This window comes from Methylobacterium sp. 13MFTsu3.1M2 (genome assembly GCF_900112625.1).
Lineage (GTDB): Bacteria > Pseudomonadota > Alphaproteobacteria > Rhizobiales > Beijerinckiaceae > Methylobacterium.
This window is the reverse complement of sequence record NZ_FOMM01000039.1, coordinates 17,427-41,554: the sequence shown is the minus strand read 5'-3', so window position 1 is coordinate 41,554 and position 24,128 is coordinate 17,427. Positions and strand designations below refer to the sequence as shown.

General features: G+C 69.3%; 22 protein-coding genes. 13 read left to right on the top strand and 9 right to left on the bottom strand.

What is annotated here, in order from left to right; genetic code table 11:
* Both BM314_RS27935 and BM314_RS27930 read right to left on the bottom strand, forming a co-directional pair.
* Positions 1 to 2,488, bottom strand: a 2,488-nt coding sequence (locus BM314_RS27935) for a glycosyltransferase (protein ID WP_139237893.1), incomplete at its 3' end; no start/stop codon positions are given.
* Positions 2,489 to 2,727: 239 nt separating this feature from the next.
* Positions 2,728 to 3,186, bottom strand: coding sequence for an acyltransferase (locus BM314_RS27930; protein ID WP_244540066.1), 459 nt, complete (start codon positions 3,184 to 3,186; stop codon positions 2,728 to 2,730).
* Positions 3,187 to 3,699: 513 nt separating this feature from the next.
* On the opposite strand from BM314_RS27930, the gene BM314_RS27925 reads away from it, so the two are divergent.
* Positions 3,700 to 4,221 (top strand): hypothetical protein, encoded by a 522-nt coding sequence (locus BM314_RS27925; RefSeq protein ID WP_091981771.1) that lies wholly within the window; start codon positions 3,700 to 3,702, stop codon positions 4,219 to 4,221.
* Positions 4,222 to 4,343: 122 nt separating this feature from the next.
* On the opposite strand, the gene BM314_RS27920 is transcribed toward BM314_RS27925, so the two are convergent.
* The gene (locus tag BM314_RS27920; protein ID WP_091981768.1) at positions 4,344 to 5,777 is read right to left on the bottom strand and encodes an SDR family NAD(P)-dependent oxidoreductase; all 1,434 of its coding nucleotides are present in this window, start codon (positions 5,775 to 5,777) and stop codon (positions 4,344 to 4,346) included.
* 186 nt (positions 5,778 to 5,963) lie between these two features.
* Here BM314_RS27920 and BM314_RS27915 point away from each other — a divergent pair, with 186 nt between their 5' ends.
* The 12 genes from BM314_RS27915 to BM314_RS27860 all read left to right on the top strand — a co-directional run bounded on the left by BM314_RS27915 (position 5,964) and on the right by BM314_RS27860 (position 17,756).
* A complete protein-coding gene (locus BM314_RS27915) occupies positions 5,964 to 7,571 on the top strand; it encodes an HAD-IIIC family phosphatase (RefSeq protein WP_091981767.1) in 1,608 nt (535 codons plus the stop codon).
* Positions 7,537 to 7,854, top strand: coding sequence for a hypothetical protein (locus BM314_RS27910; protein ID WP_091981764.1), 318 nt, complete (start codon positions 7,537 to 7,539; stop codon positions 7,852 to 7,854). The genes BM314_RS27915 and BM314_RS27910 overlap by 35 nt, the downstream gene beginning before the upstream one ends.
* Entirely contained in the window at positions 7,847 to 8,887 is a 1,041-nt protein-coding gene (locus BM314_RS27905) for a ketoacyl-ACP synthase III (RefSeq protein ID WP_091981762.1), read from the top strand. Before BM314_RS27910 ends, BM314_RS27905 begins: the two co-directional genes overlap by 8 nt.
* The gene (locus tag BM314_RS27900) at positions 8,884 to 9,111 is read left to right on the top strand and encodes a hypothetical protein (protein WP_010685059.1); all 228 of its coding nucleotides are present in this window, start codon (positions 8,884 to 8,886) and stop codon (positions 9,109 to 9,111) included. The genes BM314_RS27905 and BM314_RS27900 overlap by 4 nt, the downstream gene beginning before the upstream one ends.
* Positions 9,112 to 9,115: 4 nt before the next feature.
* Positions 9,116 to 9,853, top strand: coding sequence for an SDR family NAD(P)-dependent oxidoreductase (locus BM314_RS27895; RefSeq protein WP_244540065.1), 738 nt, complete (start codon positions 9,116 to 9,118; stop codon positions 9,851 to 9,853).
* Complete coding sequence (locus tag BM314_RS27890; protein WP_056529723.1) at positions 9,850 to 10,500, top strand: LbetaH domain-containing protein; 651 nt, start codon at positions 9,850 to 9,852, stop codon at positions 10,498 to 10,500. The genes BM314_RS27895 and BM314_RS27890 overlap by 4 nt, the downstream gene beginning before the upstream one ends.
* 99 nt (positions 10,501 to 10,599) lie before the next feature.
* Entirely contained in the window at positions 10,600 to 11,766 is a 1,167-nt protein-coding gene (locus tag BM314_RS27885) for a DegT/DnrJ/EryC1/StrS family aminotransferase (RefSeq protein WP_091981760.1), read from the top strand.
* 72 nt (positions 11,767 to 11,838) lie between these two features.
* Positions 11,839 to 13,392, top strand: coding sequence for a glycosyltransferase family 61 protein (locus BM314_RS27880; protein ID WP_170868197.1), 1,554 nt, complete (start codon positions 11,839 to 11,841; stop codon positions 13,390 to 13,392).
* A gap of 89 nt (positions 13,393 to 13,481) precedes the next feature.
* On the top strand, positions 13,482 to 14,294 hold the full coding sequence (locus BM314_RS27875) for an IS5 family transposase (protein WP_091981754.1): 813 nt from the start codon (positions 13,482 to 13,484) through the stop codon (positions 14,292 to 14,294).
* A 258-nt stretch (positions 14,295 to 14,552) separates the two neighbouring features.
* A complete protein-coding gene (locus tag BM314_RS27870; RefSeq protein WP_091981752.1) occupies positions 14,553 to 15,146 on the top strand; it encodes a GNAT family N-acetyltransferase in 594 nt (197 codons plus the stop codon).
* An 82-nt stretch (positions 15,147 to 15,228) separates the two neighbouring features.
* Positions 15,229 to 16,752 (top strand): glycosyltransferase family 61 protein, encoded by a 1,524-nt coding sequence (locus tag BM314_RS27865; RefSeq protein WP_170868196.1) that lies wholly within the window; start codon positions 15,229 to 15,231, stop codon positions 16,750 to 16,752.
* Positions 16,753 to 16,805: 53 nt separating this feature from the next.
* A complete protein-coding gene (locus BM314_RS27860; protein ID WP_091981748.1) occupies positions 16,806 to 17,756 on the top strand; it encodes a glycoside hydrolase family protein in 951 nt (316 codons plus the stop codon).
* Positions 17,757 to 17,918: 162 nt separating this feature from the next.
* On the opposite strand, the gene BM314_RS27855 is transcribed toward BM314_RS27860, so the two are convergent.
* From BM314_RS27855 to BM314_RS27830, 6 genes are all read right to left on the bottom strand, one after another.
* Positions 17,919 to 18,854 (bottom strand): GNAT family N-acetyltransferase, encoded by a 936-nt coding sequence (locus BM314_RS27855; protein WP_091981745.1) that lies wholly within the window; start codon positions 18,852 to 18,854, stop codon positions 17,919 to 17,921.
* 2 nt (positions 18,855 to 18,856) lie between these two features.
* Positions 18,857 to 19,522 carry an acetyltransferase gene (locus tag BM314_RS27850; protein ID WP_091981744.1) on the bottom strand — a complete coding sequence of 222 codons (666 nt, stop codon included), beginning with the start codon at positions 19,520 to 19,522 and terminating at the stop codon, positions 18,857 to 18,859.
* 3 nt (positions 19,523 to 19,525) lie between these two features.
* Positions 19,526 to 20,359 (bottom strand): class I SAM-dependent methyltransferase, encoded by an 834-nt coding sequence (locus BM314_RS27845; RefSeq protein ID WP_244540064.1) that lies wholly within the window; start codon positions 20,357 to 20,359, stop codon positions 19,526 to 19,528.
* Positions 20,360 to 20,512: 153 nt separating this feature from the next.
* Positions 20,513 to 21,634 carry a DegT/DnrJ/EryC1/StrS family aminotransferase gene (locus tag BM314_RS27840; RefSeq protein ID WP_056529700.1) on the bottom strand — a complete coding sequence of 374 codons (1,122 nt, stop codon included), beginning with the start codon at positions 21,632 to 21,634 and terminating at the stop codon, positions 20,513 to 20,515.
* Positions 21,635 to 21,646: 12 nt separating this feature from the next.
* The gene (locus tag BM314_RS27835) at positions 21,647 to 22,051 is read right to left on the bottom strand and encodes a sugar 3,4-ketoisomerase (protein WP_056529697.1); all 405 of its coding nucleotides are present in this window, start codon (positions 22,049 to 22,051) and stop codon (positions 21,647 to 21,649) included.
* Between the two features lie 190 nt (positions 22,052 to 22,241).
* Positions 22,242 to 24,113, bottom strand: a complete 1,872-nt coding sequence (locus BM314_RS27830) for a glycosyltransferase family 61 protein (protein WP_091981739.1) — start codon at positions 24,111 to 24,113, stop codon at positions 22,242 to 22,244.
* Between the last annotated feature and the right edge of the window lie 15 nt (positions 24,114 to 24,128).

Sequence of the window (24,128 nt, the reverse complement as noted above, 5' to 3'; positions counted from 1 at the left end):
TGGCGCGCAGGCACCAGTCGTTCTCCTCGCCGTAGCCCTTGCCGAAGGCCTCGGCGTCGAGGTCGCCGACGGCGTCGAGGGCGGCGGCGGTCATGTACATGCAGAAGCCGACGCCGGTGGGCACGGGCACGGCGCGGCCGCGGTTGACCTGCGCGGCCACGCGGTCGAGGTCGGGCCGGGCGATCTCCAGCGGCATGGTGTTGTTGGCGTTGAAGCGCGGGTAGGAGCAGATCGTGGCGTTGTTGGACAGCGGCGTGACGCTGCCCACGGGCAGCCCCGCGCCCATCCCTGCCCCGGCCTCTGCTTCCGTGCCGGACCCGGCCTGAGGGTCTGCCTGCGGTTCGGCGTGGGCGACGAGGCGGTCGAGCCAGTCGCCGAAGACTTCGGCGTCGGAGTTGAGCAGGACGACGGCGCGGCCCTGGCGCAGGCCGAGGGCGCGGTTGACCGAGCGGACGAAGCCGAGGTTGCGCTCGTTCTCGACGAGGTGGAACAGGCCGCGGCCGGCGAGGTCGGCGAGGTCTGCGGTGAGCTGCGGGTCGGGGGAGCGGTCGTTGACGGCGAGCAGGGTGAAGGGGGTGGCCTGGGGCGCCGACAGGCAGGCGTGGAGGGCGCGCAGGGTCTCGCCGCGGCCCTTGTAGACGGGGACGATGACGACGACGCGGGCCTGCGCGATGGGCAGGGCCCGGGGCAGGCGGTCCCAGTCGTCGGCCGCCGGGGCCTCCATGGGCGGGTAGGTGCCGAGATCCTCGGGGCAGCCCATCAGCCCGGCGGCCCGGCCGGTGCGCACGTAGTGCAGGAACGGCGACTCCCCGGGACCCAGCAGGTGCCCGTAGGCACGGCGGTAGAAGCGCGTCGAGAAGGTCTTGCTCGGGTCGCGGTCCTCCTCCTGGCCGTGGGACAGGAAGTGGATCGCCGGGCCGTTCTCGAAGCCGCGGGTGTCCGGGTAGCGCTTGAGGTACCAGGCCGCGTCGAAGAACGGCTCGATCAGGCGGGCCTGCTCGAACAGATCCGCGTCCTCCTCGGCGGGCGGCGCGCCGTAGCGCGGATCGACGGCGTCGCCCGCGAGGTCGTCGCCCCGCAGCAGGGCCCGGGCGAGGTAGTGGACGAAGGGCGCGAGGCCCGTCGCCTCGGCGGAGGGATGGTGCGCGCGGTAGGCCCAGCCGTTGAAGTCGGGCCTGGGGTTGCGGCCCTTCTTCCAGCCGGTGTCGCAGTAGTCGCGCACCGCGTCCTCCGCCTCGGACAGCTCGTAGCGCGCCCGGTAGAAGCCGTGGTCGAAATGCCCCGCCACCAGACGCGCCTGCAGGTCCAGGAGCGCGTCCCGGCCGAGGGTCTCCTGCCCGATCGCCCCCAGCCAGCCCGTGTCCTCGACCGGCGCCCGCGCCGGCCGCAGCCCGCAGACCCGCAGCAGCGCCGCCAGCGTCGAGCGCCCCGGGCCGGGATCGCGCAGCTCCCGCCAGCCCGCCTCGGCGAAGTGCAGGAACGGCTCGCGCCCGCCCACGTCCGGGTAGGTCGCCCGGTACCAGTCCGCGTCCACCGCCGGCAGGTTCAGCCGGTGCGGCTCCGCGAACGGCTCGGCCCCCGTCAGCCGGGTCTCGCCGACGTAGCGGAAGAACGGGTCGTCCGCGACCGCCCGGCTGCCGGACCGCGCCTGCACGTAACCGGCCGGGTCGAAGTCCGGCCGCGGACCGATCCGCGCCCGCCAGCCCTCCGCCACGTAGTGGCGCAGCAGCGCCGCGTCCGAGGCCCCGGCCAGGGCCTCGGCCTGCGGCTCGGGCAGGCGCTGCCGGTAATGGGCGGCGTCGAAGTAGGGGGCGAGCGTCTCGATCCGCAGGGCGAGCGCGGCCTCCGGGTCGGGCCGGGCGGGGCCGCCGTGGAGGACGTAGTGCACCAGCGGGTTCTGGGTGGCGAAGGTGATCCCGCGGCTGAGGCAGTAGGCCAGGGTGTCGAAGTGCGGCGCCGGCTCGCGGCCCTCGCGCCAGCCCGAGGCCATGTAGTGGTCGACCGGGTCGACGCCAGCGGCGGCGAGGTCGGGATTGCCGGCGAGATAGTAGGCACCGTCGACGAGGCGGCGGGCGAGGCGCTGGGCCTCGGCCGTGTCGGGCCTCGGCAGGGCGGCCGCCTCCCCCTCCCCGCCCGCCCTGCCGCGTCTGCGGGCGAGGGCGTGCAGGAGCGGGTTGATGCCGGCGCGGGCGAGGTGGGGGTGGCGGGCGAGGTAGGCGGCGGAGTCGAAGTCGGGGCGCGGGTCGCGGCCGGCGCGCCAGCCGTGGACGAGGTAGTCGCGCACCGGGTCGGCCGTGACCCCGTACCAGCTCGCGTAGAACGCCGTGTCGAAGTGTGGGGCCAGGACGGCGATCTGCGCGTCGGCAGCGACGACATCGTTCGCCGCCGGCAGGCCGCGGCGGGCCGCCAGCCGGATCAGCGGGTTGCCGCTCGCGCGGGCGGGCCCGGAGCGCGCCCAGCGATGGTACAGGCCGCGGATCTGCCTCAACGCGGGGCGCCCGCTCTGCGGCGCGACGGCCGCCGATCGCGGTCGGAGACCGTGCCGGACGCGGCGCTGGGGTCGAGACCTGAAGCTCGGGTGAGCATGTGTTCGCGCGGGCTGGATCGGAGGCGTGGCGGTGCGCCGGGCAAGGGGTCGCACCGACGGCCCATCGCCCTAACGGAACGCGCGCGCGGGGTAAACAACGGCGCCCCCTGCCCCACGTCCCGCGCGCCCGTCCGGCGCGGTCAGATCAGGTCGGACCGCCACGTGACGTTCTCCCGTACGATCCGCGCGGGGTTGCCGGCGGCCACGCAGTGGGCCGGCACCGTCCCGGTGACGACCGCGTGCGCGCCGACGATCGCGTTGTCGCCGATGGCCGACCCCTTGAGCAGCGTGGCCTGATTGGCGATCCAGACGTGGTTGCCGACCCGCACGGGCTTGGCCGGGTTCAGCCGCGCGCCGGTGTCCCGGGTGACGATGGAGTGGAAGTCGCTCGTCGTCATCCAGACGCCCGACGCGATCGAGCAGTCCGTGCCGATCTCGATCGCCTTCCCCTCGACGGGATTGAGGTGGACGAGCCCGGTGAAGCCGGTCCGGTCGCCGATGCGCAGCACCGAGCCGGGGCCGATATAGATGTTGGCCATCGACAGCCGGACGTCCTCGCCGACATCGAACCGGCAGTTCGACTCGATGACGATGTGCATGTCCTTGTCGGACACGCAGCCCCTGCCTATGCGGATGTAGTTGTTGTCACCGTTGACGTAGATTTTTCCCGCTTGGCTGTGCTGATCCCGCGAATCAATGTCGATGACATTATTCTCCCCTTTGTCGAAGATATTCAAAGACATAATTCGCTCTGCGGGATCTATGAACGCCCCTGGGTGCGACGCGGCCGGCGTCCCGGAGCGGACGGCCGCACATCGAACCCGCGGAAGAAAGCTCGCCTTCTGACATGACGATTGCGGTATCGGCGTGCCGAGATCGGGATCCGTCGACATTCGGCGGTCGTGCCGACGCCCCCGAGCCGGCAGCGGCGTTTCAGAAACGTCTCTAAGCCATCGGGCGCCGTCCTCACAACTCGCGCGGCGGATCGGGCGCCCGTGGCCGGGCCGGCGGCGGCTCTGCACGGCTCGGCGCGGCTCCGCGCGGCTGTTGACGCCGGAAGGCGCCTGTGACGTATGCCGTCAGCCAGCGAAATCATGGGATGAGGCCGTCCGGTGGCTGAGGACAACACCCTGACGAAGGCCCTGGTGGACGTTCGGGCGCGCAGGGCCGCGCTGCAGAGCGACTACGACCGGATCGCCGCCGAGCTGACCAAGCTCCGGGCGGCGGAGGCTGCGCTGACCTCGATCGTCGAGGGGATCCCGCTCGACGCCTCCGGTCTCCACGCGCCCGAGGGACCGCGGGCCGCCGCGGCCGACCGCGCCGCGCCCGCCTCCGGCGGACGGCGGGGCGCCCGCGGTCCCCGGGCCAACTCGGCCAAGGGGCGGCTGAAGGCGCTGCTCGGCTCGGCCGGCCCGCAGGGCCTGTCGCATGCCCAGATCGCCGAGCGGCTGCCCGACGTCGCGCCCAACACCCTCAACACCTACCTGAGCATGCTGGTGACCGGCGGCGAGGCGATCCGGAACGGCGATTTCTTCACCGCGGCCGCGCCCGACGGGGCCGAGGACGGTGACGCCGAGGCCGACGCCGATCCGGACGCGGACGAAGAGGTCCGGCACGACGCTGCCGCCGAGTGATCCCGCGAGTGATCCCGGCGCTGGAGGCGCGCGGCCCTCGGCCACTGCGCCGCGCGTGAGACCGCGGCGCTCCGGCCCGGTCAGGGCCGTCCGGCGCGGTCGGTGCCCGCCACGCCTCCGGGTCAGGCGGCCGCCGACATCCGCCGGATGATCGGCAGCATCAGCGCGCTCGGCGCGGCGGCCGGCACGGGGAAGATCGTGGCCGTCTGGTCCGTCTTCACCCGGGGCAGCCGCTCGATCACCGTCCGCAGGTTCGGGAGCGTCCGCGCCAGGATCGCGGCCAGCGTCTCGCCGGCGATCTTGGCCATGACGTATTCCAGGGTGTCGCGGGGCGCCTCGTCGATGGCGCTGGTCGACGGGTAGAAGGCCGCCACGGCGTCGCCGCGCTCCAGGCAGAACTGGCTCAGCTCGTAGAAGGCGGTGTTGTAGACGCGCATCATCTCGTCCAGGCAGGCGGGCTCGAACGGCGCGCGCTTCTGGCGGAAGATGCGGGGCGTCGCGAAATGGTAGAGCTGCGACGGGCGCATCGCCAGCGCCGCCAGCTGCGGGGCGGCCGGCTCGGCGGCGTCGTAGCGGAGGACCTGGCAGCGCCCGCCGGCGTCGCGGATCTCCCGGGCGATCGTCTCAGCCTCGGCGGCGCCGGACGCGTAGGTGATGCAGACCGCCCCGCCCCCGGCGGCGATCAGCTTGGCGGTCGCGGCGCCGAGTCCCCGCGACCCGCCGACGATCAGCGCGGACACCGCCGCGAAGGCGCCGGGCTCCACCAGCGCCGCGAGGTCCCGCAGGCTCTCCTGCTCCACCGGTCGCGGGCGGACGAAGCCCTCGACCCGGGCGACGAGGCCGGGGCCGACCGCGTCCAGCGTCACGGATTGCAGCATCGGCTGGAACCGCTTCACCGCGTAGCCGAGGCTCGAACCGGTGTCCGCCTCGGTGACGGTCACGTCGATCTTCGAGAGGATCGAGTGGAGGCCGGGCACGAACATGCCGACGAGGGTCGAGAGGCCGCCCAGGGCCGCGACCCGGCCGGGACCGAGGGCGCGGGCGAGGCGCGGCGCCAGCGCGGCGATCGCGGCCGGGTCCGGCAGCGCGAAGGCCCCGGCGAGGCCCGTCAGCGCCGACGGATCGCGGGCGACCGGCTCCGCGGGGATGGCGACGGGCGCGACCTCGACCGGTCGGGGCGGCGCCCGCTCCGCCGCGAAGGTTGCCTGGATCGTCAGGGTGCGGACGCCGGCCACCGCCACGGACAGGCGCAGCTGCCGCGCGTCCGCCTCGTGGACCGTCAGGACGGTGCGGTCCCCGACCAGCACGAACCGCTCGAACCGCATCTGCAGCGTCGCGAGCCGGTCGAGGGGATGGGCGTCCGCGCAGGCATCGAGGGCCCAGAGGGCGGCGTGGACGCCGTGGACGGCGCGCTCGCCGGCGAGCGTCCGCCGGGCCATCCGCGCGTCCATGTGCATCGGGTTCACGTCGCCGGTCGCCCGCGCGAAGGCGACCTGATGGGCCTCGGTCCAGGTCCGCGTCGTCGCGGCGGCCTCGTCCGAACCGGATCCGTTCATCGCGCAGCTCCTCCTCGGCCGGTCCCTGCCCGGTCCCCGCCTCGGCCGGGCCGGCCGCCGGATGCCCGGCCCCTTGCTTTATGGCACGCGATCTCGCAAGAGGGCGGCGCTCGCACGCACGGAAAGGGGCCGGTCGATCGCCGGAGGGCAGGCGTCCGCAGGGTGTCGCAGGGACCGGTATCGAGGATGACCACGGCTCGCGCCCTGTCGATCGGTTTCGTCGGAAACGTCGTCACCAACCCGTTCGGGAAGGTGGCGGGCCGCCTCGCGGATCTCGCCACGGTCTCGTGCGAGCATCTCCCCATCGGGCAGATCGAGCAAGTGCTGGCGGGACCCGCCGCCGCCGACGTCCTGATCGTGCATCTCGACCACCGCTGGTTCTTCGACGTCGCCCCGGACGAGGCGGCCGTGGACCGCGCGCGCGGCCTCGCCGACTTGGTCTCGGCGCGTCTCGCCCGCGCGCCGGGGACGATCATCCTCAACACCGTGCCGTTCGTGCCGGTCTCGTCCGTCGAGAGCGACCTCCACGACCAGCTTCAGGCGCTGGCGCGGGTGAACGCGGTGCTGTTCGACCTCGCCCGAGCGCAGGAGCGGGTCAGCGTCGTCGACGCCGCCGGCGCCCTGGCGCTGCTCGGCTTCGCCAACGCCTTCCGCGAGCGCAACCGGTACATGTACCAGATGCCCTACGCCCCGGCCGCCGTGGACGCGCTCAGCGAGCGCTACGCCGACGCCGTCGCGGCGCGGCTGCGGGCGCGGCGCAAGGTGGTCGTGGTCGACGCCGACAACACCCTCTGGGGCGGCGTCGTCGGCGAGGACGGCGTGGAGAACCTGGAGGTCGACAGCGACTATCCGGGGATCGTCCACACCCAGCTCCAGCGCCAGCTCCTGCGCCTGAAGGGCCTCGGGATCCTGCTCTGCGCGGTGACCAAGAACAACGAGGAGGATTTCCGCGCGGTCTTCGCCCAGCGCGCGATGCCGCTCCGCCTCGACGATTTCGTGGCCTACCGCAGCAACTGGACGGAGAAGAGCGAGAACATCCGCGACCTCGCCGCGGCCCTGAACCTCGGCCTCGACAGCTTCATCTTCCTCGACGACAACCCCTTCGAGATCGAGGAGGTCCGCGCCCGGCTCCCCGGGGTCGAGTGCCACCTGTTCGACCGGACGCGCCCCGAGCAGGCGCTCACCCTCCTCGACGGCATCGCGTCGCTGCGCGCCCGGAACGTCACCGCCGAGGACCTGGCCAAGACCGAGCAGTACCGCGGCGAGGCCCAGCGCCAGGAGCTGCAGCGCTCCGCTGCCTCGATGAACGAGTACCTCGCCTCCCTCGAGATCCGGGTGCACGTCGCCCGCAACAACCCGGGCTCCCTGCGGCGGGTCACGCAGCTGATCAACAAGACCAACCAGTTCAACCTGACGACGCGGCGCTACACCGAGGACGAGGTCGCCACCGCCATGCGGGAGGGCGGCGTCTACGCGGCCCGGGTGGTCGACCGGTTCGGCGACATGGGCATCGTCGGGGTCGCCATCGTCCGGGGCGGCGAACTCGAGACGTTCCTGATGAGCTGCCGGGCGCTCGGACGCCGCATCGAGGCCCAAATTCTGCGCCACGTCTGCCAGCAGGAGGGCGATCGGGACCTGAGGGCCCGGTATCGCCCGAGCGCGAAGAACCGGATGGTCGAGAGCTTCCTCGACGACAACGGCTTCGAACCCTTGAGCGCTGGCCCCGAGGGCAAGACGTACCGACTGACACGAGGACCGGATGACACCCCCTACATCCACATCGTCGCGGAGTGACCGCGGCGCCGTCGAGGCGGCTGCCCGCGCGACCTTCGCGCGGCTCGTCGAGACCTGGGGGCGCCCGGACCTGGAGAATCCCGGGCTCGAGGACGACGTCTACGAGCGGCTCGATTCCTTCGCGGTGGTCGAGCTCCTCCTCGAGACGGAATCCGAGATCGAGCGGACGGTCGGCCGCTACGTGCCGCTCGCCAACGAGAGCATCCTCGACAGCACGAAGTCGCCGCTCCGCCGCTTCCAGGGCTGGATCGACTACGTCGCCGAGACGGTCGAGCATGGCTGACCTGCGGTTCTCGCGCGCGACCCTCGCGGGGCTCGTCACCACGGTCGGCGCGCGCGTCCAGGCCTTCGACGACGAGGCGGCCGGCCTCGGGCTCGCCCCCGAGGAGGCGGAGCGCCTCAAGCGGGCCATGGGCTTCGCGACCCGGCACGTCGTCGCCGATCCCGCCACCACGACGGCGGATCTCTGCCTGCACTCGGCGCGCCACCTCCTGCGCGGCCTCGACCTGCAGCCCGACGCCGTCGACGGGCTGATCCTCGTCACCCAGACGCCGGATTACAGCTCCCCGTCGACCGCGATCGGGATGCAGCACCGCCTCGGCATGCGGACCGACACGCTCTGCTTCGACATCCGCCTCGGCTGCAGCGGCTTCGTCTACGGCTTGTCGGTCGCCTACAGCCTGGTCGAATCCGGCCTCGAGCGCGTTCTCCTCTGCGTCGGCGACGTCGCGAGCCGCATGGTCGCGGCCGGGGACCGGTCGATCACGCCGATCATGGGCGACGCCGGCGCCGCGGTGCTGATCGAGCGGCGCGCGAGCGAGAGCTTCTTCCAGCTCCACAGCGACGGCTCGGGCGAGAAGGCCCTGTTCATCCCGCACAGCGGCCTCCGGGCCGACGCCGAGGATGCGGGCAAGCCCGGCACCATGCACATGGACGGGGCGCAGGTCTTCAACTTCACACTCAAGCGCGTCCCGCCGCTGATCGAGGACATCCTGGCCTTCTCGGACACGCGCGCCGCGGACGTCGATTTCCTGGTCCTGCACCAGCCGAACAAGTACATCCTCAAGAACCTCCAGCGCCGCCTGGGGCTCGACGACAGCAAGCTCCCGACCGGCACTCAGTCGGTCTACGGCAACCAGAATTCGGCCTCAATCCCCGGCACGATCTCGGGCTTCCTCGCGGAAGCCTATGCGGGCCGGCAGGTGCGCTCGCTGCTCGCCGGCTTCGGGGTCGGCCTGAGCTGGGGAGCCTGCACGATCACCACCGACCGGATCTTCGCGCCCCCGGTCCTGACCTACGAGGAGACCACCCGATGACCGAGGGCGCATTCCTGGACGAACTCGGCACGATCCTCGACCAGCCGGGGCCGCTCGCCCGCGGGCAGAGCCTCGGGGAGATCGAGACCTTCGACTCGCTCGGCATCCTCAACATCATGGCGCTCTACGACACGCTGGGCCTCGAGGTGGATCCGCAGCGGATCGCCGGGGCGGCGACCACCGACGACCTGATCGCGCTGGCCGGCGCGAAGCTGCAGGCCTGAGCCGATGCCGGAGCCGATCGCAGAGTCGGGTGGGCACGTCCTCGTCGTCGGGGCCAGCAGCGGCATCGGCCGCGCCGTCGCCGAGCGCCTGCTCGCGGGTGGGGCGCGGATCACCGCCCTGGCCCGGCGGGTGGACCGGCTCGCGGAGCTGGAGGCGCTCGGCTGCGCCGCCGTCGCGGCCGACGTCACCGACCTCTCGGCGATCGGCGGCGTGCTGCAGGCGGCGGTGGCCGAGCGGGGGCTTCTGACCGGGCTCGTGTACTGCGCGGGCGTCCAGGTCATAAAGCCGATGCGCAGCCTCGGCGTGGAGGAGGTCGAGCGCCTCTATCGCACCAACCTCGTCGCGCCGACCCTGTTCGCCGCCGCCTTCGGCAGCGCCCGCGTCTCGACCCGCGACGCGGTGTTCTGCGCGGTCTCGTCCGTCGCGGCGCAGAGGCCCGAGCCGGCGATCGTGCCCTACGCCGCCTCCAAGGCGGGCCTCGACGCCCTGATCAAGGGGCTGGCCCGGGAACTCGCCCCCCGGCGCGCGGTCGGCGTCGCCCCCGGCTGGCTCGACACCGAGATGACCCAGGCCCATGCCCGCCTGTACGGCGCGGAGTTCAAGGAGGCGCTGGAGAAGCGCAGCCCCGCGGGCGCCGCGACGGTCGAGTCCGTGGTCGACGCCATCGCGTTCCTGATGTCGCCGCAGGCCCGGCACGTCACCGGCGAGATCCTGCGGGTCGACGGCGGGGCCGTGCTGTGACCGGGACGGCGCAGCGGCTCGCGCTGATCGGCGGCGGCGGCTTCTCCAAGGAGATCGCCGAGATCGCCCGCGCCCTCGGCCACACGGTCGAGGATACCTACTCGACCGCTCCGGAGGTCCAGGTCGGCCGCTACCGCGGCTATCTCGACGCGCTGCTCGCCGACCGGGCGGAGTATGACGGCGTCGTCCTGGCGGTCGGCGGCGTGAGCCGGCGCGCGATCCGGGCGCGGGCCGAGTTGATCGCGTGGCTCGACCGCCACGGCCTCCCCTGCCCCGCCCTCGTCTCGCCCCGCGCGATCGTGAGCCCGGACGTCGCAATCGGCGCCGGCGCCTTCGTGGCGCACGGCGTGATCGTCAACGCCGACGCCCGGCTCGGGCGCTTCTGCGTGCTGAACTCGGCGGCCATCGTCGGCCACGACACGGTCGTCGGCGACAACACCACGATCTCGCCGGGCGCCTTCGTCGGCGGCCGCTGCGCGATCGGCGCCGACAGCCTCGTCGGGCCGCTCGCCAAGATCCTTCAGGGCCTCACCCTCGGTCAGGGCGTCACGGTCGGCATGGGTTGCAATGTCCTGCGCGCCCTGCCCGACAACGCGACGATCTGGCCCCGGGCGGACATCGTCGCCCCGGCGCCGAAACCGGCCTGATCGGCCTCAGCTCCGCCCGATTGCTACGTCATTTCAGTCTTCCCGAATTCGATGTGTCCAGATGGTCGGTCTCGCGTCCGAACATCGCGAGGAGGTTCCATGAGCGCTGAGCCGCGATCGTTCGAGCAGCCGATCTACGTGACCCGTCCGATGCTGCCCGAACTCGCGGTCTTCACGAAGCATCTGGAGGCGATCTGGCAGTGTGCCGTTCTCTCGAATGGCGGACCGCAGCACGTGGAGTTGGAGAAGCGGCTCCACGCCCATCTGGGCGACGGCCACATCGCGCTGTTCAACAACGGCACCAACGCCCTGATGACGGCGGTCAAGGCCCTCGACCTCTCGGGCGAGGTCATCACCACCCCCTTCACGTTCGCGGCGACGCCGCACGTGCTCGCCTGGCACGGCATCCGGCCGGTCTTCGCCGACATCGAGGAGCATTCGATGACTCTCGATCCGGCCCGGATCGAGGCCGCGATCACGGAGCGCACCACCGGCATCCTCGCGGTTCACGTCTACGGTAATCCGTGCGACGTCGAGGCGATCGAGCGGATCGCGCGCAAGCATCGCCTCAAGGTGCTGTACGACGGCGCCCACGCCTTCGGGACCCGGGTCAACGGCCGGCCCATCGCGAGCTACGGCGACGCGACCATGTTCAGCTTTCACGCCACGAAGCTCTTCCACACCGCAGAGGGTGGGGCCGTGGTCACCAACGACGGCGACGTGAAGCGGCGGATGGAGCTGCTGAAGAATTTCGGAATCGCCGACGAGGTGACCGTCAAGGCTGTCGGCATCAACAGCAAGATGAACGAGATCCAGGCCGCCATGGGCCTGTGCCTGGTCGATGCGGTCGCGGCCGAGAAGGCGAAGCGGCTCGACCTCGCGCATGTGTACCGGGATCACCTCGGCGGTGTGCCCGGCATCACCGCCTCGCGGCCGCTCGACCTCGATACCGACAGCCTGCAGTATTACTGCCTTCGGATCGACCGGGCCGTCGCCGGCGTGAGCCGTGACGAGGTCTACGACCGCCTCAAGCACTACAATGTCTTCGCGCGCCGCTATTTCTATCCGCTGTGCAGCCAGTACGAGCCATACCGTCTCTTTCCCGACAGCGCGATCGACAATCTGCCGGTCGCCAACAGAGTCGGCGGCCAAGTCCTCTGCCTGCCCTTCTACGGCGAGCTCGGGACCGCCAACGCGGAGCGGATCTGCCAGATCCTCCGTCACATCGTGATCGACGGCGCCGTCGGCGCTGTGCACGCAGCCTGAGATCGGCCGGCGTCCGGACAATGAGTGTTTCCGGATCCGGCCCTTGAGCGCCCGATGCCCGGAGGGGTTGGTATGAGTGCCGTCCTCATCTCCAGTTTGCGCGCGCGCGTCAGCCTGTTTCTCGCAGGGAAACTGGTCGATGCCGAGTATTATCTGAACCGCTATCCTGACGTCCGCGCGGCCGGTGTCGATCCGGTCCGACACTTCGCCGAATGCGGTTATGCCGTCCCCATCCGCGCGGCGAACCCGTCCATGGAGCGGGCCATCATCAGGCTCTCGCCCTTCCTGGCGCTGGCGGCCGTGCTCCTGCAGATCCGGCGCGACGACTGGGTCCAGTGTTTCGTCGCCCATTATCAAGAGCTCTGGTGCGGCGACCTGGGACTGGAGTTCCGCTTCGCCCGCTGGGTTGCGCGTCTCCTGGCGGCCCGGGCTATGGGGTCCGGGCCCGACGCTGCGAATCTGGAGCGAATCGTCGGCACCACGCTCTCGATCGCCCGGATCGGCGACGAGCATCCCTGGCTCACGCTGCGGAGGATGGACCCGCCGGAGACGCATCGATTCAGCTCCCCGCGGGTGTGGGAAGGGCGCGGCGCGCTCGTCGCGCGCGAGGTCACGCTACCCCCGCTCTGGTGCGCGAGCGTCCAGAACGCCAGCGTCTTCGGAGCCATGCAGGTCGCTGCGAGCGGCCACTTCGTGAGCTACGAGCCCGCCGCCGATCCGAGTCTGTCCTTCGCGGCCGGCCAGTTCCGGCACGTCATCGCCTGCTACGCGGCACAGGACAACAAGATCGTGGCGCGCCTGCCCGACGCCGCGACAAGCCGCCTCGACGAGGCGATCCTGCTGGGCGGCCGGTGCAGCAACAACCATTTCCACTTCCTCATCGAGTATCTCTCCCGAGGCTACCTGATCGATCGCCTGGGTCTCCCCGACGACATCCCGCTGGTCATCTCGGACAATCTGTTCCCATCGCAGATGGAGGCCCTCGAGTTATTCTTTCCGGGTCGGAAGTTCGTCGCGGTATCCAGCCGTGAGCGGCTCGACGTCGGAAGGCTCCACATCCCGTCCCTCATGACGTATCTCCCGGACGCGCTTGAGGTCACCGACTGGAAGAAGGAGGGACTCCGCTTCGCGAGCCTGGACTGGCTGCAGCGGCGTGCCTACGAGGCCCTGAACCTCGAAGACGACGCACCGTCCCAGCCGTCCCGGATCTTTCTGGCCCGGCGGCGCGGCAGAAACATCGTGAACGCCGACGAGGTCGAGGCTGTCTTCGCGCGGCACGGCTTCGCGATCGTGGATCCGAGCACTCTGTCCTTCATCGAGCAGGTGAGATTGTTCGCGTCCGCAACCCATGTCGCCGGTCCTCTGGGCGCAGCGTTCTCGAACACGATCTTCTGCAGGCCCGGGACATCCGTGCTGGGTCTCGGATCACGCTACGCCGTCACCTCGTCGCTGTTCCAAAATCTAGCGGAATTGATGGGCTGTAACTGCATCCATCTCTTGAGCGACAAGAGAATGCGTGACTTTATTCGTCTGCGTGCGAACAAGATCTCGCTCCGGCAAGGAAGCTATGCCATCAACACGCGGCGCCTCGACGGCTTGCTGAGGACGTGGCTCGTGCCAGCCTGAGAGCCCGTCCGGTAAGGGTCTGAGGCGGGGTTGAGTGGCCGGGATGGCGATGATTCCAGGAGGGTGCTGAAGCCTGACCTGGAAGCGCCATGTGGACCCCGACCACCCGGCGGCAGCATAGCCGCGTGGGCCTTCGCTATGAAACCGACCTTACCGACGCCGAGTGGGCGGTGATCGAGCCACTGATGCCGAGGCCAGCGCCCTGTGGCCGGCCTCCGCTCTGGACGACACGGGAGGTCCTGAACGCCATCTTCTACGTTCTGAGGGGTGGGATCTCCTGGCGGATGATCCCCAAGGATCTACCGCCGCGCTCGACCACGTTCGGCTACTTCAGCCGCTGGCGCGACACAGGGCTGTTTGGCCGGATCAACCACCACCTGGTCATGGCCGATCGCGAGCGAGTCGGACGGGAAGCCTCACCATCTGCCGCGGTCCTCGACAGCCAAAGCATCAAGACGACGGAGAGCGGCGGCCCGCGCGGCTACGATGCCGGCAAGAGGGTCAAGGGGCGCAAGCGCCAAGCGCTGGTCGACATGGACGGGCGCGCGCTCGTCCTCGATCCTCAGCCTGCCGACGTACAGGACCGCGACGGAGCCGTGCCGGTGCTGCGCCTGTCGCGTCGGACCTTCCCGTTCATCGCCAAAGCCTTCGCCGATGCAGGCTATGCCGGCAACAGACCGGCGACCGCCACGATCATCACGGTCGAGATCGTGCGCAAGCCGTCCGATCAAGTCGGCTTTGCCGTGCATCCACGCCGCTGGGTGGTCGAACGGTTCTTCGCCTGGATCAGCCGCAATCGCCGCCTCTGGAAGGACCCAGAGGCGACTATCGCCTCGGCCAGAGCATTCCTCTACGCGGCAGCCGTCATGATCCTCGTCAGGCGACTGGCCCGCTCAGCCTGACTTCTCGGACGGACTCTGAGGCGGTTGGTTTCCGCGGAAGGTAGGTGGCTTCGCCCGCTGTACGGGTCCGGCTCAGCCCGGGTCGTTTGATGCCGGGATGCGTGACCCTCTCCGCGTCGGACCGACGGGCACACGACGTGTCGGCACCGCGGCAGACCGGCCCCGGAGCGTCGCGTGACAAGGGCCTTCGCGCGTGGCAGGACTTGCCGAAATCCGTGCGTTCGTCGCGTTCCAGCCACAGAGACGTATCCACCCCGTATGCACATGCCCATCGACCGGATCCGTGAAACGCGTCCGCTGGACAGCCGGCGGCGCTCGCATCTGCGGCTGGCTGAGCCGAGCGACGCGGCTCTGATCTACCGGTTGCGCTCCGACAACCGTCTCAGCCGTTTCCTCAACGCGCCACCCACCACGGTGGAAGAGCAGGCAGCGTGGCTTACGCGATACAAGAACGACGAGGCCGCGGGCAGACAGTACTATTTCATCATCGTTTCCGATGGTCAGGATCGCGGCACGGTCCGGATGTACGATTTTCGGATCATCGCCGGATTGAAGTCGTTCTGCTGGGGCAGCTGGATCATCGCCCCCCCTCCGGTCGTCGGCCTGGCAGGTTACTCCGCCCTCGCGATCTACGAACTGGGGTTCGAGCACCTCGGCTTCGAGCATTGTCATTTCGACGTGCGTCGTGAGAATGAGAGCGTGATCAATTTCCACCTCCGTTCGGGCGCGAAAATCGTCGACGAGGGCGAGCAAGATTATTTCTTTCACTTCAGCCGCGAAGCATATGACGCGTTCAGGTCGGCGCACGCGTCGACCATCGAGCGCCACTCTGCCTTGTCACAGGCCTCCTGATCGGAGCGGCGAGCGACTGTGCTGAGCACCCGATCTCAGCTGCACGATGCGCCGTTCGACGTCGAGGATAGATATCTCAGCGATGTTGGAGTGGCTTGCCTTACGGATCGCGCGCCGGATCGTCGACAGTGACTATTATCTGACACGAAATGCCGACGTGGCGGCGGCAGGCGTCGATCCGGTCGCCCATTTCGCGCGGCACTGGTCCGCGGCGCCATTGCGCGCGCCCAACGCGCGCATGGAGGCGCGGATCTACGCGTGGTCGCCCGTGCTCGTCGCCGTTCTGGCGATGCTCGGGCAGAGCCGTCAGGACATCACGGACTGCTTCCGCTACCGCATCAACCAACTCGCGACCCGGCGCGGTTTCGACCTGCAGCTTCGGCTCGCCCTCGCGCTCGCGCGCTTCCTCGCCGTGCGGTCCGCATCGCACGCACGTCCGAGCGGCGGAGCGGGCACCGGTCTCGGCTCGATCTACCCGGTGGTGCGGATCGGGCAGGATGCGGTGCCCTGGATCGACTGCCGCGGCATCGCGGAAGCCGGCGTGTTCGACTTCACGGATCCAGAGGTCGCTCTGTCCGCGCAGCCGCCGACCGCCCGTCGACTGCGCAGTCCGGAACTCTGGTGCGCGACGATCCGGGACGCGTCGCTCTTCGGCTTCGCTCAGATCGTCTCCCATTCCGCCTTCGTGGTCTACGAGCCGGAGGCGGACCCGGCGTTCCGCTACACGAGCCGCCAGTGCGAGTTCGTCATCACCTGTTTCGGCCCCAAGGGCGACCGGGTCCTGGCCCGTGTACCGCAGGAGGCGGATCGGGCGATCGATGCGGGCATCCTTCTGATCGGGCGATGCGGTGCGAACTATTTTCACTTCCTGATCGAGTACGCCACGAAGGGTTACATCGTCGACAATGCGTCGATACCGCAGGATGTGCCGCTCATCCTGAGCGACGATCTGTTTCCTCAGGAAATGGACGCCCTGAAGCTGCTCTTCCCGGGCCGCCCATTCACGGTCCGGCAGCACGGGCAGCGGCTGGACGTGAAGACGCTCTACGTTCCGTCTTTGATGACCTTCATTCCGGATACGCCCGACGTCGAGTTCTGGACGGTCGCCGCTGTCAATCACGCGAGCCTCTCCTGGCTGCGTGAGCGAGTGATCGAGGCCGTTCCAGCGCCCAGTACTCCGGCGGTCCGGAAGCTCTATCTCGGGCGATCCGCGGGGCGTAACATCACGAACGCCGCCGAGGTGGAGGCAGTGTTTCGCCGGCACGGTTTCGAGATCGTGAACCCGGGGCAGCTCAGCTTCGCGGAACAGATCGAGGCTTTCAGGACTGCGCGCTGCATCGCCGGGCCGATCGGTGCCGCCTTCGCCAATCTGGTTTTCGCATCCCCGGGCTCCCTCGTCCTGGGACTCGTGTCGCCGTTCGCCGTGCAGTTCTCGACGTTCGCCAGCCTCGCGAGGTTTGCCGGGTGTCGCTACTTGGCCGTCCCCGGTGAGCACGGGGCCTATCGCCCCGGGGCCGAGACGCGGCGCCGCTCGCTCGAGCTGACGCACGGCAATTACCGCATCGATCTCGATTACCTGGATACCGTGCTGCGGACCAATGTTTGAAATCTGGCTGTGCCGGCGCACGTCGTCGCGATTTGATCGACAGGGATGACAGCATGAAGACGCCATGGACCGATCTTGGCCTGCGGTTCGCTGCGCCGGGCTCGGGTCTGCTCCGGACGCACGCCATGCTGCCCACGCCGATCGTGCTGGCGGACCGTGTCCGGGTATATTTCTCGTCCTGCGATGCCGATCTGCGCGGGCGTATCTTCTCCGTTGACCTGAGCTTGGACCATCCGCACCCGGTCATTCATTTCGATCCCGCCCCCGTTCTCGATCTCGGAGCCGCGGGGTGTTTCGACGCAGACGGCGTCAATCCCTGTCATCTCGAACGCGTCGATGATATTTGGCGGCTGTATTACGTCGGCTGGCAGAGGCTGTCGGAGGACGTTCCCTATACCCTCTTGGCCGGCCTCGCGGTGAGCGAAGATCGCGGCAAAACCTTCAGGCGGTGGAAGACTGAGCCTGTCCTTCCGGCGACGCCCGACGAGGGCTACTTCCGGACTGCTCCGTTTGTCCGGCGGGTGGGGGAAGGCTTCCAGATCCTCTATATCGGCGGCAACCGCTTCGTTCGTAGCCCCTCCGGGAAGATGCTCCCGCGTTACGCCATCCGCCGGTCGAGATCCGCGGACGGGATTAACTGGGCGGCCCCGGCGGAGGATGTGCTGCTGCCGGATGAGGCGCGCGGCGAGATCGGCTTCGGCCGTCCGCGCGTCGAGACGCTCCCCGGGCAGGACCCTGTCCTGATGGTCTCGGTTCGAACCGAACAGAGCTACAGGCTGATGATGTGCCCGTGGGACGAGGGCTTGGTCGATCCGTCCCGCCTCGTTCCGGTCATCGATACCGCAGGACAGGCATGGGCGTCCGAGATGACGTGCTTCGGTGCGACCTGCCAAGTCGGCGAGCGGACCCTGCTCTTCTACAACGGCAACGGCTTCGGACGAACTGGGTTCGGTCTGGCCTACCGGGATCCGGCCGCGGCCGAGGACGGATTTCGAAGGATGTGAGGCCGGCCGCGTGTCGGGACAGGCGCTGCCGCGACCTGATCGACAACGGCTTCGGGAGCGGTGCAGGGCCCCCGACCCCGATGGCCAGGCCGTACGCGTCGGCGGGGCGATCACCGCCTCCGCGGGGCTCGGGTTGGCCAGGACCTCGGACGATTCGCCTCGCTACAATGCAATTGCGTAGGTGTCGTGCATCACGGCGCTGCCGCCGAACTCCTCCTTCTGGGTGAGAAGGCCCTGATTCAGGACGCGGCCGCCCTCCTCGGTCGAGATGCCGAAGTCGAAATAGCGCTTCGTCGGCTGGTAGGTCTTGATCAGCGTGCTGAAGAGGAGATCCAGCGCCCCCGCGTCCCGGCCCTGCCGGTTGGACGCGATGTACTGCGCATGCGCGACGTCCGCGGTCTGAAAGATCACGACGCCGCCCACCGTCTCGCCCGCCTGCTCGGCCGTGAACAGTTTGATGTTGTCCGGAAAGCGCCCCGCCAGCATCTCGATCTCCGGCAGGGTGTGAACCGGCGCGACGCCGTGGCGCTCCCGGAGCGTCTGCGCGAGGATGTCCCAGAACTCTGGCCAGCGGCTGTCGGTGCGGACGGTGAGGCCGGCCTTCTGCGCCTTGCCGACACCCCGGCGGCGGCGGGACGAGAGTTCGCCGGGCAGCCGGTAGTCGATCGTCGTGGTGACGTCCCTCCGGACCAGCTGGGCGCCGACACGGAACAAGCAGTAGAGGTCGGCCTCGGCGGGCCGGCGGTGATAGATCGACGGGACCGGCTTGTAGATCAGCTTCCTGGCGCCGGCCTGCCTGTAATGGTTGAGGCAATCCTCGAACAGCGTCAGGGTGGCGTCGGTCGATAGGCGGCCGGTCAGGAGTCCGCCGAACGTCAGGCCCTGATGGGAATGGATGGTGTCGCCGTCGACATTCGCGGGAAGCGTCGCCACCAGCGTATCGTCGCGGATGATGAGCAGCGAGGCGTCCGTGAAGCGGTCGGCGTGGTAATCCATGAAGCCGCGATCGAACAGGAAATGTCCGTTCAGAGCCGTGCCATTGTGCGCGTTCCAGGCCGAGGTTTGATCCTGGGTGAACCGCCGGACCGTCACGGTCATCGCTAGCGCGCTCGGCAGAAGCGCGTTGCGGCGATCTTGCGCGGCTCTGCCGGATTGCCTTGGTAGATCTTGTCCGGCTCCGTGGATTGCGCGAGGCTCGACGCCATGCTGATGTAGTTGTCGGGCGCGATCGTGACGCCGTGCCCGATGGCGGCGTTGACGCCGAGGAAGCTGTAGGCCCCGATCCGGCAAAAGCCCGAGATCACCACGTGTGAACTCACGAAGACATTGTCCTCGATGACCGAGCGGTGGCCGATGTGGTTGCCGCTCCAGAGTGTGACGTTGTTTCCAATCTCAACGAAGGGTTGGACGACGTTGTGCTCCAGGATAAAGCAGTTCTCGCCGATCGTGACATTGTGCCAGACGAAGGCCTTCGTGCTGACATACGACGTCAACCTGTAGCCCATGGACTTGACCTGCGCGCAGAGATCGGCACGGACGCGGTTGAGCTTCGAATCGCCGATGGCGACGAAGGCGTCGTACTCCTCGGGCGGGTAGGCCTGCTGCACCTGGGCGAGCGGGATCACCGGCAGATCGTGGTGATGCGGCTGCGTGATGTACGCCTCGCCGATCGAGAAAGCCTTCACTTCATGGCCGCTGTCGTGGGTGAAGTACTCATAGGCCATGCTGGCGATTTCGCCGTTGCCGAAGATGATCAGCGGTTTCATCGATTACGCCTTCATGATGAGGAGATCTTCGCGCCGGTTGGCCATGGGGAGATCCGGCGCCTGAGGCATGACGTAGGCGTCCGCACCGGCGGCCTGCGCCCGCTGGATGAGCGCCGTGAGAACGGCGTCGTCGATCTTGCCGGGGCTCAGCTCATTGTAGCGGACGTCCGGCTCGGAATCGGTCTGCGTGAAGGCCTTATGAAAGCGCCGGCCGGTCTCGCTCGCGAAGAAGCGGCGCCGCTTCGAGATGTTCGGGATGTCGCCGATCAGGGCTCGGCCGCCATCGGCGAGCAGTGCCACGATGCTGTCGAGGAAGGTGAAGGGATTGCCCTCCGCGAACACGTAGTGGAAGACGCTGTAGCAGAGGACGATGTCGGCTTGGCCGACCGCATTCCGGACGGCGTCCCGGTTCGCCGGGAACGCGCCGGCGATCTTCGAGGTCACGCCGGCGACGTCGGGCAGTTGCTCGAGCATCTCCGCGCTATCGACGAGGACCAGGTGGTGGTCCCGCTCGCGGCACAGATCAATGAGGCGATGCGGCAGCCCGGCGCATCCGGGCCCGATATCCACGATGGTGGCGCCGGTCCCGAGCAGGGCCGGGAGCTTGGCCGCGATGTCGCGCAGGATCGCCTCCTCGAAGCCGTCTCGATACGTCTCCGGGAAGCCGATCCGCTCGTTGGCGGAGAGGTGCGGGTTCTGCGCGAGGGCGCGGAATCCCTCGAACGTGAGGTCGACCTTGGCGAGATCGACGTCGCGGCCGGTCCGGAGCTTCTCCAAGGAACTCGGGCCGTCCTTGGGAGGCCCACCGGCGGCAGCGTTCAGGGGTGACGATGACACGGGGGCCTCCTGTTCCGTTTGGAATCGGCGTCCGAGCCCGGGCGGTCCCGGTCCCGAGACGCTCCAGCTGCCCGAACTGCGCGGCGCGGGGAACCGGCCGCGGATCTTAGGACTGCTGACGGCCCCGGGCTCAGCGGTCCGAGGCTGTAGATCTCACGCCGGGCCGTGGCGCTGGTTCGAGGCCATGGCCGCGCGGCAGGCGAGCACGACGTGCCGGATTTCCTCTTCCTGAAGATGGGGCCCGATGGGAAGGCTCAGGATCTCTCGCCCGAGGACGCGGCCCAGACGGCTCTCCCCCGCGATCGAGACGCCCGCATAGGCTTCGGCATCTGCCGGTGCGATCGGGTAATGAATCTGCGTGCCGACCCCCGCCTCGTCGAGCCGCGCTGCCAGCGCATCCCGCTGCCCGGACCGGACGACGAACAGGTGCCAGACGGGATCGGTGCGCGGATCGACCTGCGGAAGAGCGAGGTCCGTATCGGCGAGGCCGTCCCGATACGCGGCCGCGACGGCGCGGCGCCGGCTGTTCCAGTCGTCGAGATGGCGCAGCTTGATGCGAAGCAGCGCGGCCTGAAGCTCGTCGAGCCGCGAGTTCACCCCCTGCTGCCGATGCACGTATTTCTCGCGCGAGCCGTAATTGGCGAGTTCGCGGATCCGGCGCGCGACTGCGGTGTCGGACGTGGTCACGGCCCCGCCATCTCCCAGAGCGCCCAGATTCTTGCCCGGATAGAAGCTGAAAGCGGCGGCGTCGCCGAGGCTGCCCGTCCGCCGCCCGGCGAAGGTCGCGCCGTGGGCCTGCGCGGCATCCTCGATGCAGACGAGATTATGCCGGTGCGCGAGGGCGCGCAGCGCCTCCATGTCGGCCGGCTGGCCGTAGAGGTGGACCGGCATGATGGCCTTCGTCCGGCTGCTGACAGCCCGCGCGGCTCCGGCCGGGTCCATGTTGTAGGTCGACGGATCCGGATCGACGGAGACCGGCTTCGCGCCGACCTGGCTCACCGCTAGCCAGGTCGCGATGAAGGTGTTCGACGGCACGAGCACCTCGTCGCCGGGACCGATCCCGTAGGCGCGCAGGATCAGGATCAGGGCGTCCAGGCCGTTAGCGACGCCGACCGCATGCTCGGCCTCGCAATAGGCGGCGAACTCCGATTCGAAAGCTTCGACCTCCTCACCCAGGACGTATCGCGAACGGTCCAGGACGCGGTGCCACGCGGCGTCGAGGTCGGCGCGGACGGTGTCGTGGGTGCGGCCGAGATCGAGAAACGGAACCTTCATCGCGGGCCTCCCCTACCGGCTTCCCACGGCGCGCAAGAATGTGTCGTAGTCCCTGTAATAGTCGCTCTCCTCGTAATGCTGCGAGGCCAGGGAGAGACACACTGCCCCACCGGAGAACTCGTCGATATCGCGCCACACCATGCGCGGGACATAGAGGCCGATGTTGGGTCGATTGAGCAGAAACGTCTGGCGCGTGCGGCCGTCATCCAGGTGGACTTTGAAGCTGCCAGAGATCGCGATCAGGACCTGCTGCAGCTCTTTGTGGCTATGCCCCGCGCGCACCGCGCCGTGCGAGACATCGTAGATGAAATAGACGCGTCGGATGTCGAACGGCACATCCTTCTCGGCCTCGATGGGCGTCAGCGCTCCCCTGTGATCGAGGATGTGGCGAAACTCGATCAGGTGTGGCTGAGTCATCGTTCCCCCGCCGAAATGCCGGCTCTCTGACGTCGACCCTCGACCGCGAAACATACCATGGACCGTGCCGAGGCCCCTTCGCGTCCGGAGCGCGGTCCGATGTCGCGAAGCCCTCTAAGCGCAACGCGACCGATCCGCAACGGTCGGACTCTACTTCCGCGAGCCTTGTCGAACAAATGCAATTACTGATCTATTGTCCATCGGCTCGCCGCGGGAAGGGAAGAGCGCTGAGCAGCCGACCCACGACCGACCGTCCGGCGACCGCAGGCGCGACGGGCGGCACCTGCGGCGATAGGACTGGGGTTGGCTGCGCCAGAGATCGGAGGGCCGCGACCACCGCGCTCGGCGCGACGTGGTAGCTGGCGTGGAAGGCGTGGCCGTCCTCGTTCGTCGTCTGGCCGCGCAGGAACGTGATCCGCGCACCGCCGGCCTCGATGAAACTGGTATAGCCCCGGAAATTGAAGCTCAGGTTGGCGTGGATCAGGCCGAGGATCCGGCAATCCGGGCGGCAGAACAGTCCGTTGGTGAGCGCCGAACTCGACGAGCCGACGATGATGTCGGCGGCGTGGAACGCGTCGACCTGTTCGAGGAACGTCATCGTCTCCGGAGTGATGACCTCGAAGCCGTGCGGCCGGAGCGCCTCGGCGATCTCGACCTCGTTGACGAGTTGGCGCTGCGCGAAGGCCTTGCGCGAGATGAACAGCCGGCGGCCGGTGCGGCCGCTCAGGGCCCCGCGCGCGCGTGCGCTGTCGAGGATGCGGGTGCGCAGATCCACCAGGATGTCGGCGGGCCAGATCGTGTCGTAGACCGGCTGCCCCGGCCGCATCTCGAACGGGAAGAAGGCGGGCACCGGCGCGAGGCCGAGCCGGCCGAACGCCACCGGCCGGGGCGGCAGCTTGATGATCGGGCGGTCGCGCGTGTCGAGGAGCCGGACCACCTCCTCGTGGGTCGCCGGCATGTGGTCGTCGATGCAGAGCGGGATGCCGTCCGGGCAGCGAGGATCGTTGTAGGCGAGCATGCGCGGCACGAACTCGCAGAACCAGTGGCCGTAATTCCGGCTCTGGAGCCCGAACATCGACAGGCCGGCCTCGATCGACAGGCTGTCCTCCGGAATCTCGACGAGGGCCCGCCTCTCCCCGAAGGCCGCCATCACGATCTGGTCCGGGTTGACCCCGTCCTGGAGCAGCACGTCCCGCCGGCGGGGATGGGCGGCGAGGTCGTAGATCAGGTGGCCGTCCTTCACGACGAGGTTGCTGCGCGGGAAGGCGTGGCAGCCGTCGACGAACGCGAGGTACTGGCTCGGCGCCTCCAGATCCCCCGGCTCGGAGGTGAGGGGCGGCGGCGGCTCGGTGAACTTGAGCTCCGGTGCCTGGATCGGCCTGGGCGGCCGAAGCTCGGCGTAGTCGATGCCCGGCCGGCCGGCCAGGGACGCGGCGGCGACCATGTCGTAGCAGGCCAGGGGGCCGGCGCCGATCAGCCGGCGGGTCGTCTCGTGCAGGGCGACGGCCGCGTCGAATTCGCCGGCCTCGATCAGCGCGTCGAGCTGCAGCCGGCGCAGGTTCTTGATCTTCTTGGCGAGCGGGTCCCCGTCCCGCGAGACGAGACCGGGGGCGCCGCCGTTGAGGTCCAGGGCGAGGCAATAGAACTGGACGCTCGCCTCGGCCTCGCCGCGCAGCTCCAGCAGCCACGCCCTGTCGATCAGCTCCTCCATGATCCGCGGGCGCAGCCGGTTCGCATCCGCGGCGCGCAGGCGCGCGACGACCGGATCCGCCTCGGCGAAGCGTCCGCGGGCGCAGAGGTCGCGCAGGCGCGCCTCCGCGGCGGCCAGGGCCCAGCGGCCGCCATCGCGGCCTGCCAGGATGGCCGCGAGGTCGTAGGCCTGGGCCGCGAGATCGGGCGCGCCGCCCCCGTCCAGCCGGAACGCCAGGGCGTCGAGATGGCGGATCATCGTGCCGGGGCTGGTCCCCGCCGCCGCCGGGTCGGCCGCGAGCGCGCCGAGCCGGGCGATCAGGTCGGCCTGGCCGCCGCGATGATCTCTGATCAGGTCCAGGAAGTCTGACATGTTCCGCGTGCTCGA

Coding starts and splice junctions, on each gene's coding strand:
- BM314_RS27920 (WP_091981768.1), bottom strand. CDS start 5,777: ATGAACGGATCCGGTTCGGACGAGGCCGCCGCGACGACGCGGACCTGG.
- BM314_RS27880 (WP_170868197.1), top strand. CDS start 11,839: ATGAGTGCCGTCCTCATCTCCAGTTTGCGCGCGCGCGTCAGCCTGTTT.
- BM314_RS27875 (WP_091981754.1), top strand. CDS start 13,482: ATGTGGACCCCGACCACCCGGCGGCAGCATAGCCGCGTGGGCCTTCGC.
- BM314_RS27830 (WP_091981739.1), bottom strand. CDS start 24,113: ATGTCAGACTTCCTGGACCTGATCAGAGATCATCGCGGCGGCCAGGCC.
- BM314_RS27910 (WP_091981764.1), top strand. CDS start 7,537: ATGACACCCCCTACATCCACATCGTCGCGGAGTGACCGCGGCGCCGTC.
- BM314_RS27915 (WP_091981767.1), top strand. CDS start 5,964: ATGACCACGGCTCGCGCCCTGTCGATCGGTTTCGTCGGAAACGTCGTC.
- BM314_RS27870 (WP_091981752.1), top strand. CDS start 14,553: ATGCACATGCCCATCGACCGGATCCGTGAAACGCGTCCGCTGGACAGC.
- BM314_RS27865 (WP_170868196.1), top strand. CDS start 15,229: ATGTTGGAGTGGCTTGCCTTACGGATCGCGCGCCGGATCGTCGACAGT.
- BM314_RS27885 (WP_091981760.1), top strand. CDS start 10,600: ATGAGCGCTGAGCCGCGATCGTTCGAGCAGCCGATCTACGTGACCCGT.
- BM314_RS27835 (WP_056529697.1), bottom strand. CDS start 22,051: ATGACTCAGCCACACCTGATCGAGTTTCGCCACATCCTCGATCACAGG.
- BM314_RS27860 (WP_091981748.1), top strand. CDS start 16,806: ATGAAGACGCCATGGACCGATCTTGGCCTGCGGTTCGCTGCGCCGGGC.
- BM314_RS27840 (WP_056529700.1), bottom strand. CDS start 21,634: ATGAAGGTTCCGTTTCTCGATCTCGGCCGCACCCACGACACCGTCCGC.
- BM314_RS27930 (WP_244540066.1), bottom strand. CDS start 3,186: ATGCACATCGTCATCGAGTCGAACTGCCGGTTCGATGTCGGCGAGGAC.
- BM314_RS27850 (WP_091981744.1), bottom strand. CDS start 19,522: ATGAAACCGCTGATCATCTTCGGCAACGGCGAAATCGCCAGCATGGCC.
- BM314_RS27895 (WP_244540065.1), top strand. CDS start 9,116: ATGCCGGAGCCGATCGCAGAGTCGGGTGGGCACGTCCTCGTCGTCGGG.
- BM314_RS27905 (WP_091981762.1), top strand. CDS start 7,847: ATGGCTGACCTGCGGTTCTCGCGCGCGACCCTCGCGGGGCTCGTCACC.
- BM314_RS27900 (WP_010685059.1), top strand. CDS start 8,884: ATGACCGAGGGCGCATTCCTGGACGAACTCGGCACGATCCTCGACCAG.
- BM314_RS27855 (WP_091981745.1), bottom strand. CDS start 18,854: ATGACCGTGACGGTCCGGCGGTTCACCCAGGATCAAACCTCGGCCTGG.